At 71.8% G+C, this 16,329-nt stretch carries 15 protein-coding genes and 1 pseudogene; 11 read left to right on the forward strand and 5 right to left on the reverse strand.

Annotation, left to right across the window (positions count from 1 at the left end; all coding sequences use genetic code 11):
* Positions 1–25 precede the first annotated feature (25 nt).
* Together ABZ479_RS05005 and ABZ479_RS05010 are read right to left on the reverse strand one after the other, a co-directional pair.
* Positions 26–505 (reverse strand): cupin domain-containing protein, encoded by a 480-nt coding sequence (locus ABZ479_RS05005; protein WP_500459962.1) that lies wholly within the window; start codon positions 503–505, stop codon positions 26–28.
* A 187-nt stretch (positions 506–692) separates the two neighbouring features.
* Entirely contained in the window at positions 693–1,157 is a 465-nt protein-coding gene (locus tag ABZ479_RS05010; protein WP_500459963.1) for a hypothetical protein, read from the reverse strand.
* Positions 1,158–1,488: 331 nt separating this feature from the next.
* On the opposite strand from ABZ479_RS05010, the gene ABZ479_RS05015 reads away from it, so the two are divergent.
* The 3 genes and pseudogenes from ABZ479_RS05015 to ABZ479_RS05025 form a co-directional block, all read left to right on the forward strand.
* Positions 1,489–2,844, forward strand: coding sequence for an NAD(P)/FAD-dependent oxidoreductase (locus tag ABZ479_RS05015; RefSeq protein WP_500459964.1), 1,356 nt, complete (start codon positions 1,489–1,491; stop codon positions 2,842–2,844).
* The gene (locus tag ABZ479_RS05020) at positions 2,841–3,275 is read left to right on the forward strand and encodes a MarR family winged helix-turn-helix transcriptional regulator (protein WP_500459966.1); all 435 of its coding nucleotides are present in this window, start codon (positions 2,841–2,843) and stop codon (positions 3,273–3,275) included. The genes ABZ479_RS05015 and ABZ479_RS05020 overlap by 4 nt, the downstream gene beginning before the upstream one ends.
* Positions 3,276–3,829: 554 nt before the next feature.
* Positions 3,830–4,441, forward strand: a pseudogene (locus ABZ479_RS05025) (sigma-70 family RNA polymerase sigma factor); the annotation flags it as partial.
* Between the two features lie 52 nt (positions 4,442–4,493).
* Here ABZ479_RS05025 and ABZ479_RS05030 read toward each other — a convergent pair.
* Complete coding sequence (locus ABZ479_RS05030) at positions 4,494–5,390, reverse strand: sigma-70 family RNA polymerase sigma factor family protein (RefSeq protein WP_500459967.1); 897 nt, start codon at positions 5,388–5,390, stop codon at positions 4,494–4,496.
* 237 nt (positions 5,391–5,627) lie between these two features.
* Between ABZ479_RS05030 and qcrB the strand changes: the two genes are divergently transcribed.
* From qcrB to ABZ479_RS05060, 6 genes are all read left to right on the forward strand, one after another.
* Complete coding sequence (qcrB, locus tag ABZ479_RS05035; RefSeq protein ID WP_500459969.1) at positions 5,628–7,253, forward strand: cytochrome bc1 complex cytochrome b subunit; 1,626 nt, start codon at positions 5,628–5,630, stop codon at positions 7,251–7,253.
* A 79-nt stretch (positions 7,254–7,332) separates the two neighbouring features.
* The gene (locus ABZ479_RS05040) at positions 7,333–8,283 is read left to right on the forward strand and encodes an alpha/beta hydrolase (RefSeq protein WP_500459970.1); all 951 of its coding nucleotides are present in this window, start codon (positions 7,333–7,335) and stop codon (positions 8,281–8,283) included.
* Between the two features lie 206 nt (positions 8,284–8,489).
* Positions 8,490–9,338 carry an alpha/beta fold hydrolase gene (locus ABZ479_RS05045; RefSeq protein ID WP_500459972.1) on the forward strand — a complete coding sequence of 283 codons (849 nt, stop codon included), beginning with the start codon at positions 8,490–8,492 and terminating at the stop codon, positions 9,336–9,338.
* 104 nt (positions 9,339–9,442) lie between these two features.
* On the forward strand, positions 9,443–10,075 hold the full coding sequence (locus ABZ479_RS05050) for a GNAT family N-acetyltransferase (protein WP_500459973.1): 633 nt from the start codon (positions 9,443–9,445) through the stop codon (positions 10,073–10,075).
* Between the two features lie 5 nt (positions 10,076–10,080).
* A complete protein-coding gene (locus tag ABZ479_RS05055; RefSeq protein WP_500459975.1) occupies positions 10,081–10,491 on the forward strand; it encodes a VOC family protein in 411 nt (136 codons plus the stop codon).
* Positions 10,492–10,760: 269 nt separating this feature from the next.
* Complete coding sequence (locus ABZ479_RS05060) at positions 10,761–13,142, forward strand: ATP-binding cassette domain-containing protein (protein WP_500459977.1); 2,382 nt, start codon at positions 10,761–10,763, stop codon at positions 13,140–13,142.
* 60 nt (positions 13,143–13,202) lie between these two features.
* Here ABZ479_RS05060 and ABZ479_RS05065 read toward each other — a convergent pair whose 3' ends face one another.
* Positions 13,203–14,285, reverse strand: coding sequence for an aldo/keto reductase (locus ABZ479_RS05065; RefSeq protein WP_500459978.1), 1,083 nt, complete (start codon positions 14,283–14,285; stop codon positions 13,203–13,205).
* Between the two features lie 184 nt (positions 14,286–14,469).
* On the opposite strand from ABZ479_RS05065, the gene ABZ479_RS05070 reads away from it, so the two are divergent.
* Complete coding sequence (locus ABZ479_RS05070) at positions 14,470–15,360, forward strand: AraC family transcriptional regulator (RefSeq protein ID WP_500459979.1); 891 nt, start codon at positions 14,470–14,472, stop codon at positions 15,358–15,360.
* 18 nt (positions 15,361–15,378) lie between these two features.
* Here the strand turns inward: ABZ479_RS05070 and ABZ479_RS05075 are convergent, their stop codons facing one another.
* Entirely contained in the window at positions 15,379–15,777 is a 399-nt protein-coding gene (locus tag ABZ479_RS05075; protein WP_500459980.1) for a nuclear transport factor 2 family protein, read from the reverse strand.
* Between the two features lie 198 nt (positions 15,778–15,975).
* Between ABZ479_RS05075 and ABZ479_RS05080 the strand changes: the two genes are divergently transcribed.
* Positions 15,976–16,329 (forward strand): VOC family protein, encoded by a 354-nt coding sequence (locus ABZ479_RS05080; RefSeq protein ID WP_500459981.1) that lies wholly within the window; start codon positions 15,976–15,978, stop codon positions 16,327–16,329.

The raw sequence follows: 16,329 nt of genomic DNA on the forward strand, positions 1-16,329 counted from the left end.
GCGGGCACCACGGGACCGGCACCGGTCAGTCGACGAAGTAGGAGTCGTGCTCGTCCAGGAACGCGGCGCGCTCCTCCGGCGTCGCGTCGCCCATCTGCGCCACCTTCTCGAAGTACTCCTCGCGCGGTGCGCCCGGCGTGAAGAGCAGCAGCATCTCGGCCGGGGCGTCGGAGTCGTTGCGGAAGGCGTGCAGCCCGCCCTGCGGGACGTGCAGGAAGTCGCCCTCCCGCGCGTCGACCCACTTCTCGCCGTTGTAGAGGCGGACGGTCCCGTTGAGGATGAAGAAGGACTCGGAGATGGTCCGGTGGAAGTGGGTGCTGGGACCACCCGCGTTCGCCTTCATCATGACGCGGTAGAGCCCGTACTCGCCCCGCGTCATGTCCGTGGTCGCCAGGTAGTGGATGCCGTCTCCGGCCCGGCCGACGTTCGGCGGGGTGCTCGCCGGGCGGAAGTTCGCGTTGATCTCGCCCGTGTCCCCGAAGTACACCTGCTGTGGGTACGACATGCTTCCATCCCTTGCTCGCGTCGTGTGCGCCGCGGCGCACCGGCGGGGCGGGTGCCGGCCGCTCCTGCCGTCCGCGACCGCGCCCCTCCGAGGGGAGACCGCGGTCCCCGCGCACTTGTGACAGCGGGTGTGACGGTGCTTGCGACCGGCGCCTGTGACGGTGTGTGCGCGACGACGGCCTGCGGCCTCAGGACACGGCCGTGACGCCCACCGCCGCCACGCCGTCGTCCGCGCGCAGGAGGATGTCGTAGAGGTAGGTGTCGCCCGCCCGGGGCGTGAGGACCTGCACGGCCCCGGAGGGCAGGGTGCGGGAGACGGTCTCGTGCCTCTCCCCGGGCTCCGATCCGCTGACGGCCACGAGCCTGACCGGCGTTGTGCCGATGTTCTCCAGCGTAACGGAGCGGGTCCTCGGGCACGTACCGGTGGGCCCTCCGGCGCAGTGGTGGCGCACGTCGCCGAAGTGGGTCAGCCCGCACGAGACGTCGGTGGCGAAGCTGAAGCGCGCCGAGCAGACGGCCCCCACGCGCAGGTCCGTCGTGGCGGTCGGGGAGGCGTGGGCGTCCTCGGGGGGAGGGGCGTCCGCACACGCCGCGGCGAACGGCGCGAGCGCGACGGTGCTGACGAGAACGGTGGACAGGAGCGCTGAGCGCACGGGGGCTCCAGGGGAAGGGTGGGGGGCAGCCGGGTGCGGCACCGGTAGGGCGGTGCGGGCGGGTGTGGGGCGGGCGCGGGCGCGTGGGGTCGCCGTGGACGTCGGTCAGCCCGTGCCGGCCTGAGGTCGAGTCCTCCGGAACGTAGCAGACAGTGTTGATCCATTCGGCCGCCGGAGGGGGTGCACAGGGACCCACGGGCGACCGTTCTGGCATGTTACGCCCCGATATGCGTGCCCGGTCATCACAGTGTTCGCCACTCAGCGGGCATGCCCTGTCACATCGACGGGAGCTGTGCTGTCTACCTGGTGACGGAGAGAAACAGAGGGAATCATGCGCGAGATCCTGATCGTCGGCGGCGGCTACGCGGGCTTCTACACGGCCTGGGGGCTGGAGAAGACGCTTCGGCCCGGGGAAGCACGGGTCACCGTCGTCGACCCGCGTCCCTACATGACCTACCAGCCGTTCCTGCCCGAGGTCACCGCCGGCTCGGTGGAGGCCCGCCACGCCGCCGTGTCGCTCCGGCGCCACCTGCACAAGACCCGTCTCATCGCGGGAAGCGTGACCGACGTCCGCCACGCCGACCGGACGGTGACCGTCCGGCCCGTGAACGGCGAGGAGTACGACCTCCGTTACGACACCCTGGTCGTCACCGCCGGTGCCGTGACCCGCACCTTCCCCATCCCGGGCCTGGCCCACAGCGCCATCGGCCTCAAGCACGTCGAGGAGGCCGTCGCCATCCGCGACCGGCTGCTGACGGCGTTCGACCAGGCGGCCTCGCTGCCCCCCGGGCCCGAGCGGCGCAAGCTGCTCACGGTCACCTTCGTGGGCGGCGGGTTCTCCGGTGTCGAGGGTTTCGGCGAACTGCTGTCGCTGGCCACCGCGATGCTCAAGTCCTATCCCGAACTGAGCCTGGACGAGCTGTCGTTCCACCTGGTCGAGGCCCGCGGCCGCATCCTCCCCGAGGTGGGGGACAAGCCCGGGGCGTGGGTCGTGCGCCACCTGGAACGCAGGGGTGCGCACGTGCACCTGAACACCCAGCTCGTCTCCGCGGAGGACGGTCACGTCGTGCTGTCCAGCGGTGAGGAGTTCGACTCGGAACTCATCGTCTGGACCGCCGGCAACGCCTCGAACCCGGTGGTGCACAAGCACACCGACCTGCCCGTCGACGAGCGCGGACTGCTCGTCGTGCGCCCCGACCTGCGGGTGGGCACGGACGACGAGCCGGTGCCGGACGCGTGGGCGGCCGGGGACGACGCGGCCGTGCCCGACCTGGCCTCGCCCGTGCCGGGGGCGCACACGGTGCCGAACGCCCAGCACGCGGTGCGGCAGGGCAAGCGGCTGGCCAAGAACATCCTGGCGAGCCTGCGCGGCGGCCGGGTCAGGGACTACCGGCACAGCAGCCTCGGCGTGGTCGCCACGCTGGGCCTGGGCCGCGGGATCTTCCAGTACAAGGCCATCGTCATCAAGGGCTTCCCGGCCTGGCTGATGCACCGCGGCTACCACGTGCTGGCCGTGCCCACCTGGGAGCGCAAGGTCAGGGTGCTCACCGTGTGGGTCACCGCGGCCCTCTTCGGCCGCGACCTCGTCTCGCTCGCCTCGGTGCAGCACCCCCGGGACGCGTTCCTCACCAGCGCCGCCCCCGGGCGCCGCGCGGAGCGGCAGGCGGGCGACCGCGCGGCGGTATGAGTACGGGGACGACGGCGGGGCGGTGGAGCGCGCTCGACCGGCTCCACCGCCGCGTCGAGATCCGCGTCGAGCGGGTGTTGCACCGGGAACTGGGGGTCAGCGCCCGGGAGTTCCACGCGCTGACGGTGCTCAGGGACGGCGTCCGTGACGCCGGGGGCCCGCTCCACTTCGACGAACTGGCCGATGAGATCGGACTGTCCCAGTCGGCGACCAGCCGGCTGGTGACCCGGCTCCGCGACCGCGGACTGATCACCACGCGCACCTCGGCGCACGACCGGCGGAGCGTGGACGTGTGCCTGACCGCGGTCGCCTGCGACGTGCTGCGGCTGGGAGCGCCCCTGCTGGAGCGAGCCGTCCACGACGTCGTGGAAGCGCTCGGCGAGGGGGATGCCGACGGGACCCTCATCCGCTACCTCCAGGGGCGCGGGTAGCCGCCGCTCGTCACCTTCCGTGACGTCCGGCCTTCTGAGGGCACAGTGTCCACCCTGAGTGCGGAGCGTGTCACTGTGTCTCCGAACACGATGGCATGCCTTCTGTGCGTTTTTTGCTGAAGTGTCGCAATCACCGTCTGATTTACGGCTTTTGTCGAGCGTATGATGTGAACCAACGGTGGGTTCCGGATCCTCCAGAACACACCGCGCATTCGCCCGAGGCTTGTTGTTCCGGTGGTCGTCGACGACGCTCTCCCGCATTTCCTGGCACGTGATCGGGTGTCTGCCGGTCCATGCCGTGGATGCGAGGGGAGAAAACGTGACGTTCGGTGACCGGAGTCCCGGTGGTGGCCATCCAGGTGACGCATCGTGTGACACCTTCGTGTCGCGCGGCTGGGGGCTGCCCGTACATGACCTCTGACCGGATGGGTGACGTGTGCGCCCGCCGGCCGCCCGCCGACGGTGAGGGCGCGCGGGCGGACGGAGTCCCGGGGCGGGCGGACGCCGGGCCCGCCGCCGCACCGCGGGCCCTCGACGAGGCCGCCTGCGCCTTCATGGAACTCCAGCCTCGTCTGTTCGGGATCGCCTACCGCGTGCTCGGCAGCGCGGTCGAGGCCGAGGACGTCGTGCAGGAGGTCTGGCTGCGCTGGCAGCGGACCGACCGCTCCGCGGTGCTCAGTCCGGCCGCCTTCCTCTCCACCACGACGACCCGGCTGGCCATCAACGTCGCCCGGTCCGCCCGGGTGCGCAGGGAGACCTACATCGGTCCCTGGCTGCCCGAACCCGTCGACACGAGTGCGGACCCCGAGGCGGGCGTCCAGCGGGCCGAGGCCGTGGAACTCGCCCTCCTGCTGGTGCTGGAGCGGCTGGGCCCGACGGAACGCGCGGCCTACGTGCTGCGGGAGGCGTTCGACTACGCCTATCCGGAGATCGCCGAGATGTTGCAGCTCAGCCTGGTCAACGTACGCAAGATCGTGAGCCGGGCCCGGCAGCGCGTCACGGCCGGGGCCCCCGGGACGGCGGACGCCGCCGAGCACCAGCGCCTGCTGGAGGTCTTCGTCTCGGCGGCCAGGACCGGTGACCTCGCCCCGCTGGAGGCCGTGCTCGCCCCGGACGCTGCGGCCGCCCCGGACATCGCGGGCCGCCCGGGCGGCAGCGGCGGCCCGCCGGACACACCCTGAAGGGCCGGGTGGCCCGCCGCGTCGCGCGCCCGCCCCTTCAGGAGTCAAGGGCGGGCCGGGCGGGGCCGACGACGCGATCCGGGACGTTCCATGGCCGGAGCTTGTCGGGGTTGAGTACGACCCAGGCCTGCGAGACGCGCCGGTCGGCGACGTCCAGGCTCACGACCGCCACCACCCGGTCCTCGTAGCAGGCCACCAGACCGGTGCGGCCGTTGACCGGGTGGACGGACAGCGACACCCGCGGGTGGTGCGCGAGCAGGGTCAGCAGACTGCGCGCGACCGGCTCGGCACCGTGCACCGGCCGGACCAGCGCCCGCAGCTTCCCGCCCCCGTCGAAGAACGCCGCGGCGTCGGGACACAACAGTGCGGACAGCCGCGCGGGGTCACCACTCAGGCACGCCGCGCGCACCGCGCGCGCCACGGCGTCGTGCTCCTGCGGCGTCGCGGGACGCGACCGGCAGGCGCGGATCGTGCGGCGCGCGCGGTCCGCGAGCTCGGCGCACTCCGGTTCCGGCCGGCCCACCACGTCCGACACCTCGCTCAACGTCATCCCGAAGCAGCCGTTGAGCACGAAGGCCGCCCGCTCGGCGGGCGACAGCGCGTCCAGGGCCGTCAGCAGGACCTCACCGATCTCCTGCTCCAGTTCGGCCGCCAGGCGCGGACGCGCCGGATCGCCCGCGACCGGTCCGGTGGCCCCGGCGGACCGTGCCAGCCGGGACAGGCAGATCCCGCCCACCGCCCTCACCAGCCACGCGCCGGGCGACTCGATCGTCCCCCGTGCGGCCTCCGGCAGCTCGAACCACCGCCGGTAGGCCTCGTCGACGACCGCTTCGGCCTCCGCCGAACCGCCCACCATCCACAGTGCGACGTCCAGCAAGTGCCGGCGCTCGTCCAGCAGCTCCGTGATCGGCACCGCGTCATCGGAGAAATCCATGGCCCCTGGCCTCCCACCTCGCACACACGGACACGGCACCGCTCTTCCTGTCCTGCTGGTGAGACAGGGCGGGCACGGACCTTGTGACATTGCGCCCCGCCTCCGTCGCCGTTCCTGCGATGCGGCTCACACGGTGCGCGTCACAAATTCATCGTCTGATCAGTCATATATGCGGAAGGTGCACGAGAGTGCCGACCTGCGACCCGCCATGGGTGAAACATGAATGGTGACAGCAACATGGGAAGCGGTAGCCGGCCCGCCGAATCGCAACAGCCGGGCAGGGGCACGAGGGTCGCGGAATGGTTCAGAGTGCGCACGGGCGCCGAAACACGTTCCGGGCCGTCCCTCCGGCAGAAAGTGATCCCCAGCCACTGGTCCTTCATGCTGGGGGAGATATCCCTCTACAGCTTCTTCATCCTCGTCCTCACCGGGATCTACCTGTCGTTGTACTTCCACCCGTCCATGACACCCGTGGAATACCACGGCAGTTACGTGCCGCTGCAGGGCCTCACGGTCTCCGAGGCCTTCGACTCGACGATGCGCATCTCCTTCGAGGTGCGCGGCGGTCTGCTGATCCGCCAGGCCCACCACTGGGCGGCGCTGATCTTCGTCGCCAGCATGTTCGCCCACATGCTGCGGGTCTTCTTCACCGGCGCGTTCCGCAAGCCGCGCGAACTCAACTGGGTGCTCGGCTTCTCGCTCCTGGTCCTGGGCATGTTCGAGGGCCTGACGGGCTACGACCTCCCGGACGACCTGCTGTCGGGGACCGGGCTCGTGGTCGTGAACGGGACGATCCTCTCCATCCCGGTCGTCGGCACCTACCTGTCGATGTTCCTCTTCGGCGGCGAGTACCCGGGCAAGGAGCTGATCGCGCACTTCAACACGTTGCACGTCGTGGTGATCCCGGCCCTCATGGCGGGCATCGTCGTCGCCCACCTGGTCCTGGCGCGCCGGCACCGGCGCGCCCAGTACCCGGGCCCCGGGCGCACCGAGCGGAACATCGTCGGCCTGCCCTTCCGCGTGTACGCCGTGAAGTCGGGGGCGTACTTCCTCCTGGTCAGCGGCGTCATCCTCATCATCGCCTCGACCACGCAGATCAACCCCATCTGGATGTACGGCCCCTACCGGCCGGACCAGGTCACCGCGGGCTCGCAACCCGACTGGTACATGGGCGTCCTGGACGGACTGCTGCGCGTCATGCCGGGCTGGGAGCTGACCGCCTGGGGCCACACCCTCGCCCTGGACAACCTCGTGCCGCTGCTGGCCGGCGCCGGGCTCTTCCTCGCCCTGGGCGCCTACCCGTTCGTCGAGGCCTGGGTCACCAAGGACGGCGGGCGCGACCACCACCTCCTCGACCGGCCGCGCAACCGCCCGGTGCGCACCGCCCTGGGCGCGGCCTGGGTCAGCGTGTACGCGGTGGCACTGCTGGGGGCGGCCAACGACCTGATCGCCGTCCGGCTGCACATGTCGGTCAACGCCGTGACCTGGACCGTCCGGATCGGCCTGTTCGTCGTGCCCTTCGTCGTCTACGTCGTGACCAAGCGCTGGGCGCTGGCACTCCAGCGCAAGGACCGCGACGAGGTGCTGCACGGCCGGGAGACCGGGATCATCAAGCGGCTGCCGGACGGTGAGTACGTCGAGGTGCACCAGCCGCTCCGCCGGGAGAAGCTCCACCTCCTCACGCAGCACGAGCAGTACGCGCCCATCCGCCTGTCCCCGGACGGCAGGGCCGGGCGTGCCGAGAGATTGCGGGCGCTGCTCAGCCGGGGCCTGTACGGAAAGGGCACCCAGATTCCCAAGCCGACCGTGCGGGAATACCAGGAGATCACCCACGAACACGGCGACGACGGAATTCTCCGCTGAGGCGTCACAGATTCGTCCGCTCCCCGGTCGAATGTGCGAAGGAACAACGCACCGGAATGACGAACTTGGGAGTTCGACGATGATCAAGCCCGTTCTCGAGCCCGCGGCGCAGGAAATAGCGGTCGCCACCGCGAAGCCGCCCCTGCTCCACGAGCTCGGTCCGGAAGGCGCCCGCAAGGTCCTCGACGACATCCAGGCGGCGCCGGTCGATAAGTACGACGTCCAGGAGAAGTGGCTCACCGTGCCGGCCGAGGTGGGCGACGTACGGGTGCGCGTCGTCAAGCCCGAGGGCGCCGAGGAGGTCCTGCCCGTGGTGCTGTACGTGCACGGCGGGGGCTGGGTGCTCGGCAACGCCGGCACCCACGACCGGCTCGTGCGCGAACTGGCCTTCCTGGCGCACACCGCGGTGGTGTTCGTGGAGTACGACCGCTCGCCCGAGGCCCGTTACCCGGTCGCGATCGAGCAGGCGTACGCCACGGCCCGCTGGATCACCGCGAACGGCGCGGACGAGGGCCTGGACGCCTCCCGCATGGCCGTCGCCGGCGACTCCGTCGGCGGCAACATGACCGCGGCCCTGACCATCATGGCCAAGCAGCGCGGCGACGTGAGCTTCGTCCACCAGTCGCTCTACTACCCCGTGACCGACGCCGCCCAGGACACCGGCAGCTACCGGGAGTTCGCCGACGGACCGCACCTGACCGCGGCGGGCATGGCCTGGTTCTGGGACTGCTACACCACCGACCCCGCGGAGCGGGCCGAGATCACCGCCTCGCCGCTGCGGGCGAGCCTGGCCGACCTCGAGGGGCTGCCGCCGGCGCTGGTCATCACCGACGAGAACGACGTCCTGCGCGACGAGGGCGAGGCCTACGCCCGCAAGCTGACCCAGGCCGGCGTTCCCACGGTCAGCGTCCGCTACAACGGCACCCTGCACGACTTCATGATGCTCAACCCGGTGCGCTCCACGCAGGCGACCGCCGCAGCGATGGAGCAGGCGACCCGCACGCTGCACACCGTGCTGCACACCCACTGACCCCACCTCGCCCCCGGATCGCGGGGCGGCGGCGCAGCGCACCGCCGCCCGCGAGCACCGGTGCAACCCAGGTGGCCCGGAACCGCACGTCCTTCACCGGCCGCGGCCACCTCCTCCAGACGTACGGCAACGACGCCGTACCCACCGCCGGCCTCCGTCCCGAGGCCGGACGGCACCATCAACACCCGCCTCGAAAGGGCCAACCCGTGAACCGTCACGCCCGTTACCGGACCATCCGCACCCCGCTCGCCCTCATGGCGACCGTGACCGTCGCAGCGGGGCTGCTCGCCGCGACCGTCGGTCCCGCCAGCGCCGCCAAGGGCGGCGGCGCGTCCTCGCACCACCGCAAGCCGACCGTCGTCCTCGTGCACGGAGCGTTCGCCGACTCCTCCAGCTGGACCGACGTCGTCGCGAAGCTGAAGCGCGACGGCTACCCCGTGGTGGCCGCGTCCAACCCGCTGCGCGGGCTCAGCAGCGACGCCGCCTACGTCAGGGAGCTGGTGGACAGCATCAAGGGCCCCGTGGTCCTCGCGGGCCACTCCTACGGCGGTGCCGTGATCTCCAACGCGGCCCGCGGCGCCGGCAACGTCAAGGCCCTCGTCTACCTGGCCGCGTTCATGCCCGACAAGGGCGAGGACGCCTTCAACCTGTCGCTGAAGTTCGAGGGCAGCACGCTCGGCGGCGCGCTCAAGCAGGTGCCGGTCACGATGCCCGACGGCTCCAAGGGCGTCGACCTCTACATCGACCAGGCCAAGTTCCACCACCAGTTCGCCGCGGACGTCCCGGCGCACACCGCGGAGGTCATGGCCGCCACCCAGCGCCCCGTGTCCGGCGCCGCGCTCAACGAGCCCTCCGGCGAGCCCGCCTGGAAGACCATCCCCTCCTGGACCCTCGTGGCGTCCAAGGACCTCAACATCCCCCGCGAGCTGCAGGTCTTCATGGCCAAGCGCGCCAAGTCGCACGTGGAGGAGGTCCGCTCCTCCCACGCGGTGAGCGTCTCCCACCCGAAGGAGACCGCCCGCATCATCGAGGAAGCCGCACGTTCGGTCCGCTGACCGCCGGCCCGGCGACCCCACGGGCGGGGCGGCGCACGACGCGCCGCCCCGCCCGCGCGATATCGCGTTGCCGCCCGACCCACCGCCGCGAGAGCATCCCGGGCATGGACGAGCCCGCCGAGACCCTCCCCTCCGGCCCGGCCGAACTGCGCCGCTGGCGCACCGGCGACCTCGACGCCCTGGACCACGCCATCAGCGAGTCCTTGGATCACCTCCTCCCCTGGATGCCCTGGGCGGTCGGCCACAGCAGGCAGCGCGCCGCCGACTTCCTGGCCCGCGGTGAGGAGGAGTGGCGGAGTGGCGAGGCCTTCGCCTACGCGATCACCGCGGAGGGCACCGTGATCGGCGGCTGCGGCCTCCACCGCCGCATCGGCCCCGGCGGCCTGGAGATCGGGTACTGGCTCCACCCCCGGTGGACCGGCCGCGGCTTCGCCACGGCGGCCGTGGCCGCCCTCGTCGGCGAGGGCTTCTCGCTGCCCGGCGTCGAGCGGCTGGAGATCCACCACGACGCCGCCAACGCGCCCAGCGGGGCCGTCGCCCGGCGCCTCGGTTTCACCGAGGTCGCCCGCGGCCCCCGGCCGGAGGGGCCCTCCGCCCCCGGCGAGGCGGGGATCGAGGTCGTCCGGCGGCTGACCGCCGGCCAGTGGCGTCACCTGGCGCCGGGCCCCGCCCACGGAGCGGTACGGGGATCGGTCAGGAATGGAGAAGCCCCCGGGAGCGGGCCGCGGCTAGCGTGACGGCCATGGACATCACCATTCACTGGACCTTCCTCCCGCACACCGACCCCGAGGCCTCGCTGGCCTTCTACCGCGACACCCTCGGCTTCAAGGTCCGCAACGACGTCGGCTACGGCGGCATGCGGTGGATCACCGTCGGCCCCGCCGACCAGCCCGGTACGTCGATCGTGCTGGAGCCGCCGGCCGGCGACCCGGCGATCACGGAGGAGGAGCGCGCCACCATCACCGCGATGATGGGCAAGGGCACCTACGCCCGCCTCGTGCTGGTCACGCCCGACCTCGACGAGGTCTTCGAGCGGCTGGTGGCGGGCGGCGCCGAGGTCGTCCAGGAGCCGACCGAGCAGCCCTACGGCGTCCGGGACTGCGCCTTCCGCGACCCGGCGGGCAACATGATCCGCTTCAACGAGGTCCGCTGACCGCACCCCGCACCCCGCACCCCGCCTCCCGCAGACCCGGCGCCCGGGAACCCGGCCCGGACCCGGTCCGTTCGACGGGGACCGGTCCGAAGCGGGAGCGGGGCGGCCCGGTGGCCGGTTACCGTGGCCGACGTCCGCACCCTCGGCAAGCGCCGGACACAACGCTCCGCAGCGGGTCGGACCCGGTCGGACCGGGCCGGGCGACGACGGCGGATCGCGCGGGCGGCCGCCCCGCACACCCCGGACAGACAGATGGAGAGACGACGAACATGGCCAAGAAGGCGGACGCGCAGTCGCCTGCGCCGCACGTTGCCGACAGCCACGACATGATCCGCGTGCACGGCGCGCGCGAGAACAACCTCAAGGACGTCAGCATCGAGATCCCGAAGCGCCGGCTGACGGTCTTCACGGGGGTCTCCGGCTCGGGCAAGAGCTCGCTCGTCTTCAACACCATCGCCGCCGAGTCGCAGCGGCTGATCAACGAGACCTACAGCGCCTTCGTGCAGGGCTTCATGCCGACGCTGGCCCGCCCCGAGGTGGACGTCCTCGACGGGCTGACGACCGCGATCACTGTCGACCAGCAGCGGCTGGGAGCCGACCCCCGCTCCACGGTCGGCACCGTCACGGACGCCAACGCCATGCTGCGCATCCTCTTCAGCCGCCTCGGCACCCCGCACATCGGCCCGCCCAGCGCGTACGCCTTCAACGTCCCCTCCGTCCGCGCCAGCGGCGCGATCACCGTCGAGCGCGGCGCCGCCAAGGCCGAGAAGGTCGCCTTCACCCGCACCGGCGGCATGTGCCCGCGCTGCGAGGGCCGGGGCACCGTCTCCGACATCGACCTGAGCCGGCTCTTCGACGACTCCAAGTCGATCAACGAAGGCGCCATCACCGTCCCCGGCTTCAAGGGCGGCGGCTGGAACTCCCGGCTCTACGCCGAGTCCGGCTTCTTCGACCCCGACAAGCCGATCAGCACGTTCACCGAGCAGGAACGGCACGACTTCCTGCACCGCGAGCCGACCCGGATGAAGATCGCGGGCATCAACATGACCTACGAGGGCCTGATCCCGCGGGTCCAGAAGTCGATGCTCGCCAAGGACAAGGAGGCGATGCAGCCGCACATCCGCGAGTTCGTGGACCGCGCCGTGGCCTTCACCACCTGCCCCGATTGCGACGGCACCCGGCTCAGCGAGGGCGCCCGCGAGTCGCGCATCGGCGGGACCAGCATCGCCGACGCCTGCGCGATGCAGATCAGCGACCTGGTCGAGTGGGTGCGCGGGCTCGACGAGCCCTCGGTCGCGCCGCTGCTCACCAAGCTGCAGCACACCCTCGAGTCGTTCGTGGAGATCGGGCTCGGCTACCTGTCGCTGGAGCGGCCCTCGGGCACCCTCTCCGGCGGCGAGGCGCAGCGCGTCAAGATGATCCGCCACCTCGGCTCGTCCCTCACCGACACCACCTACGTCTTCGACGAGCCGACCACCGGTCTGCACCCGCACGACATCCAGCGGATGAACGGCCTGCTGCTGCGGCTGCGCGACAAGGGCAACACGGTGCTCGTCGTGGAGCACAAGCCGGAGACCATCGCGATCGCCGACCACGTCGTGGACCTCGGCCCCGGCGCCGGCACGGCGGGCGGCACGGTCTGCTTCGAGGGCGACATCGAAGGGCTGCGCGCCAGCGGCACCATCACCGGCCGGCACTTCGACGACCGCGCCTCCCTGAAGGAGACGGTGCGCAAGCCCACCGGGCACCTGGAGATCCGCGGCGCCTCGGCGCACAACCTGCGGGACGTGGACGTCGACGTCCCGCTCGGGGTGCTCACCGTCGTCACCGGCGTCGCGGGCTCCGGCAAGAGCTCCCTCGTGCACGGGTCCGTCCCCGCCGGCGCCGGGGTGGTGTCCGTCGACCAGAGCCCCATCCGCGGCTCACGGCGCAGCAACCCCGCGACGTACACCGGACTGCTCGACCCGATCCGCAAGGCCTTCGCCAAGGCCAACGACGTCAAGCCCGCCCTGTTCAGCGCCAACTCCGAGGGCGCCTGCCCCACCTGCAACGGCGCCGGCGTGGTCTACACCGACCTGGCGATGATGGCCGGCGTCGCCAGCACCTGCGAGGAGTGCGAGGGCAAGCGGTTCCAGGCGTCCGTGCTGGAGTACCACCTCGGCGGGCGGGACATCAGCGAGGTGCTCGCCATGTCGGTCACCGACGCCGAGGAGTTCTTCGGCGCGGGCGAGGCGCACACCCCCGCCGCGCACCGCATCCTGCGCCGGCTCGCCGACGTCGGACTCGGCTACCTCAGCCTCGGCCAGCCCCTCACCACGCTCTCCGGCGGTGAACGGCAGCGGCTGAAGCTGGCCACGCACATGGCCGACAAGGGCGGGGTCTACGTCCTCGACGAGCCCACCGCCGGCCTGCACCTCGCCGACGTCGAGCAGTTGCTCGGCCTGCTGGACCGCCTCGTCGACTCCGGGAAGTCCGTCATCGTCGTCGAGCACCACCAGGCGGTCATGGCGCACGCCGACTGGATCATCGACCTCGGCCCCGGCGCCGGCCACGACGGCGGCCGGATCGTCTTCGAGGGCACCCCCGCGGACCTGGTCGCCGACCGCACCACCCTGACCGGCCGGCACCTGTCCTCCTACGTCGGCGCCTGACGCGGGGCCGCTCGCCGGCACGGGGGCCGGGACGCGGTCGTCCCGGCCCCCGCGGGCCCTTCAGTAGCGGGCGTCACTGGCGCGCAGCAGCGGGGAGGGCACGGCGGGACGGCCGTCGACGACCGCCCCGGCGAACTGGAGCATCGGCGCCATCGTCGCGTTGTTGTGGGCGGGGAAGTTCAGCGCCGGCGCGGACACCTCGTCGAGCACGGCGAGCTGGTCCGGCGTGAGGGTGACGTCCAAGGCCCGCAGGTTGGCCTCGAACTGGTCCATGCGGCGTGCGCCGATCAGGGTGGACGTGACCCCGGGGCGGCCCTGCACCCAGGCCAGGGCGACGGCGGCGGGGTCCGCGCCCGCGTCGGCGGCGACGGCGCCCAGCGCGTCGATGACCTTGTAGTCGGCCTCGCCGGGGACGCCGACCAGGTGCGTGCGCGTGGTGTCCACCGGCCCGGTGGAGCCGCTGGAGTACTTGCCGGACAGGAAGCCGCTGCGCAGCGGCCCCCACGGCATCACGGCCATCCCGAGCGCCTGGGCCATCGGGATCAGCTCGCCCTCCGAGGTGCGTTCGAGCAGCGAGTACTCCAGTTGCAGCGCGACGATCGGGGTCCAGCCGCGGAACCGCGCGATGGTGGCGGCCTCGGCCGTCGCCCACGCCGGCACGTCGGAGAACCCGACGTAGCGGACCTTGCCGGCGCCGACCAGGTCGTCCAGCGCCCTCAGGGTCTCCTCGACGGGGGTGGACGGGTCGAAGTTGTGGAGCCAGTAGATGTCGACGTAGTCGGTGCGCAGGCGCCGCAGCGAGTTCTCCAGCTGTTGCACGATCGCCTTGCGGCCGGGCCCGCCGCCGTTGGGGTCGCCCTCGAAGAGGTTGCCGAAGAACTTGGTGCCGAGCACCACCCGGTCGCGCAGTGAGGACCGGCCGGCGAAGTAGTCGCCGATGATCTTCTCGGAGTGCCCGTTGGTGTAGATGTTCGCGGTGTCGACCGAGTTGCCGCCGCGGTCGAGGTAGGCGGCCAGGATGTTCGCGGACTCCTCGGGGCCGCAGCCCCAGCCGTGGTCCTCACCGAAGGTCATCGTGCCGAGGGTGAACGGGCTGACCCGCAGTCCCGAGCGGCCGAGCGTGACGTAGGAATCGAGCGGCATGACAGTGCTTCCTCACGGAGGACGGGGATCGGGGACGCCGTCCGGGCCGTCCCCCTGTGCTCCTCCATTCGATCCCGCCACCCGCCGGTCCCCTAGACCGATCGGCGCGCATCGTTGCACGATCCGCTCGACCTCGCCCTGATCATGCGTGCGCCCGGCGCCGTTCCTGTGGTCCACTGGAGGGATGGGGAGACTGGACGAGATCGGTGAGCGGATCACCCGACTGGCCGCGGGGAGCCCGCGGCCGCGGTGGATCGAGGACATGGTGGTCTTCGCGAGCGGCCGCGTCACCGAGCCGATGGGCACGGTCAACGCGCCGATGATGGCGCTGACCGTCCAGGGGGCGAAGCGTTCCGTCCTCGGCGACCGGATCTTCGACTACCGGGCGGGCCAGTACCTCGTCGCCACGGTGGAGCTGCCGTTGACCTCGCAGATCAGCCGCGCCTCGGCCGCGGAGCCGTTCATCGGGTTCGGGCTCCCGCTGCGGCCGGCGACCATCGCCCAGCTGCTGCTGGAGACCGCCACCCTCCCGGCCCTGCCGTACGAGGGCCCGGGCCTGGCCACCAGCGACGCCGACGACCGGCTGCTGGACGCGGTCCTGCGGCTGCTGCGCCTGCTGGACGAGCCCCGTGACGTGCCCGTGCTGGCCCCCGGGGTACGGCGTGAGATCCACTGGCGGCTGCTGACCGGGCCGCAGGGCGCGCTGATCCGGCAGATCGGGCGTGCCGACAGCCGCATGTCGCTCGTGGCCCGCGCGATCGAGTGGATCAAGGCCCACTACGACCAGGTCATCCGGATCGAGGAGGTCGCCCGCGAGGTGGGCATGAGCGTGTCCTCGCTGAACCGGCACTTCCGCGCCGTGACCGCCATGAGTCCGCTGCAGTTCCAGAAGCAGATCCGGTTGCAGAAGGCCCGCCTGCAGCTGATCGCGGCCCCGGACGACGTCGCCGCGGTCGGTCACGCCGTCGGGTACGACAGCCCCTCGCAGTTCAGCCGCGAGTACCGCCGCATGTTCGGGGCCCCGCCGGGCCAGGACGCGGTCCGCCTGCAGACCGCGGTGGTCGTCCAGGAGTAGGGACGCCCCCGTCGCCCCTCACACGGACCGGGACGCCCGCGCGTCGGCGAAGCGGTCCCTCGCGGAGCGGATCATGCCGTCCTGGAGACGGACGGTCGACACGACGTCGTACGACTCCATGGGCTCTCCCCGGTCGTCCAGCAGCGTGTCGGTCCTGCGCACGGAGACGGAGTCGCCGTCGGCCCGGATGTGACGCACCTCCGTACGGAGACCGCCGGCGCGGAAGGTCTCCAGGGCGCGGCGCAGATCCCCCAGGAGCGCGTCCGGGCCGTCCACGGGATGGTCGTTGAAGATGACGGAATGCCAGGTGACGTCGGGGTGGAGGAGCCGCAGGCAGGTGGCCGCGGCATCGTCGAAGCTGGGTCCGAAGTTCGCGTAGAACTCCCGGACGGTGTCGACGGGCGACGCATGGCTCATGTCCTGGGTTCCTTCGTGCGGTGCGGGATCACCGGGCGCGACGACTCTTCCAGAGGAGCGCCGGGCCGTTCCACGACGCGTTTCCTCCCAGCTGGTAGGCGCAGCCTCATGAACCGTCGTCCGCGACCCGGCCGCGATCCGCCCCGCGCCGCGGGGCTGGTCCGGCAGATCCCGGCACGGCCCTGACAGGATGGCGGCATGGAACATGTGCTTGGCATCGGCGGACACTTCCTGCGCGCCGCCGACCCGGCGGCCCTGGGCGCCTGGTACCGCGACTGCCTGGGCCTCGACGCCGACGAGAACGGACTGTGGCGTCAGGAAGCCGGGCCCACGGTGTTCGCGGCCTTCGAGTCCGGGACGGACTACTTCGGGTCCCCCACCCAGCAGACCATGCTCAACTTCCGGGTCCGCGACCTCGACGCGATGCTCGCGCAACTGCGTGCCAAGGGCGCCGACGTCGCCGGGGAGACCCAGGACATGGACGGCGTCGGCCGCTTCGGCTGGGTCACCGACCCCGAGGGCAACCGCGTCGAGCTGTGGCAGCCCGCCTGA

This window comes from Streptomyces sp. NPDC005722 (assembly GCF_040630935.1).
In the GTDB taxonomy this organism is placed as follows: domain Bacteria; phylum Actinomycetota; class Actinomycetes; order Streptomycetales; family Streptomycetaceae; genus Actinacidiphila.

What these genes read in the sequence shown, in the direction of transcription:
- ABZ479_RS05050 (WP_500459973.1), top strand. Translation starts at nt 9,443, where the DNA reads ATGGACGAGCCCGCCGAGACCCTCCCCTCCGGCCCGGCCGAACTGCGC.
- ABZ479_RS05005 (WP_500459962.1), bottom strand. Translation starts at nt 505, where the DNA reads ATGTCGTACCCACAGCAGGTGTACTTCGGGGACACGGGCGAGATCAAC.
- ABZ479_RS05060 (WP_500459977.1), top strand. Translation starts at nt 10,761, where the DNA reads ATGGCCAAGAAGGCGGACGCGCAGTCGCCTGCGCCGCACGTTGCCGAC.
- ABZ479_RS05075 (WP_500459980.1), bottom strand. Translation starts at nt 15,777, where the DNA reads ATGAGCCATGCGTCGCCCGTCGACACCGTCCGGGAGTTCTACGCGAAC.
- ABZ479_RS05070 (WP_500459979.1), top strand. Translation starts at nt 14,470, where the DNA reads ATGGGGAGACTGGACGAGATCGGTGAGCGGATCACCCGACTGGCCGCG.
- ABZ479_RS05020 (WP_500459966.1), top strand. Translation starts at nt 2,841, where the DNA reads ATGAGTACGGGGACGACGGCGGGGCGGTGGAGCGCGCTCGACCGGCTC.
- ABZ479_RS05065 (WP_500459978.1), bottom strand. Translation starts at nt 14,285, where the DNA reads ATGCCGCTCGATTCCTACGTCACGCTCGGCCGCTCGGGACTGCGGGTC.
- ABZ479_RS05015 (WP_500459964.1), top strand. Translation starts at nt 1,489, where the DNA reads ATGCGCGAGATCCTGATCGTCGGCGGCGGCTACGCGGGCTTCTACACG.
- qcrB (WP_500459969.1), top strand. Translation starts at nt 5,628, where the DNA reads ATGGGAAGCGGTAGCCGGCCCGCCGAATCGCAACAGCCGGGCAGGGGC.
- ABZ479_RS05055 (WP_500459975.1), top strand. Translation starts at nt 10,081, where the DNA reads ATGGACATCACCATTCACTGGACCTTCCTCCCGCACACCGACCCCGAG.
- ABZ479_RS05080 (WP_500459981.1), top strand. Translation starts at nt 15,976, where the DNA reads ATGGAACATGTGCTTGGCATCGGCGGACACTTCCTGCGCGCCGCCGAC.
- ABZ479_RS05030 (WP_500459967.1), bottom strand. Translation starts at nt 5,390, where the DNA reads ATGGATTTCTCCGATGACGCGGTGCCGATCACGGAGCTGCTGGACGAG.
- ABZ479_RS05040 (WP_500459970.1), top strand. Translation starts at nt 7,333, where the DNA reads ATGATCAAGCCCGTTCTCGAGCCCGCGGCGCAGGAAATAGCGGTCGCC.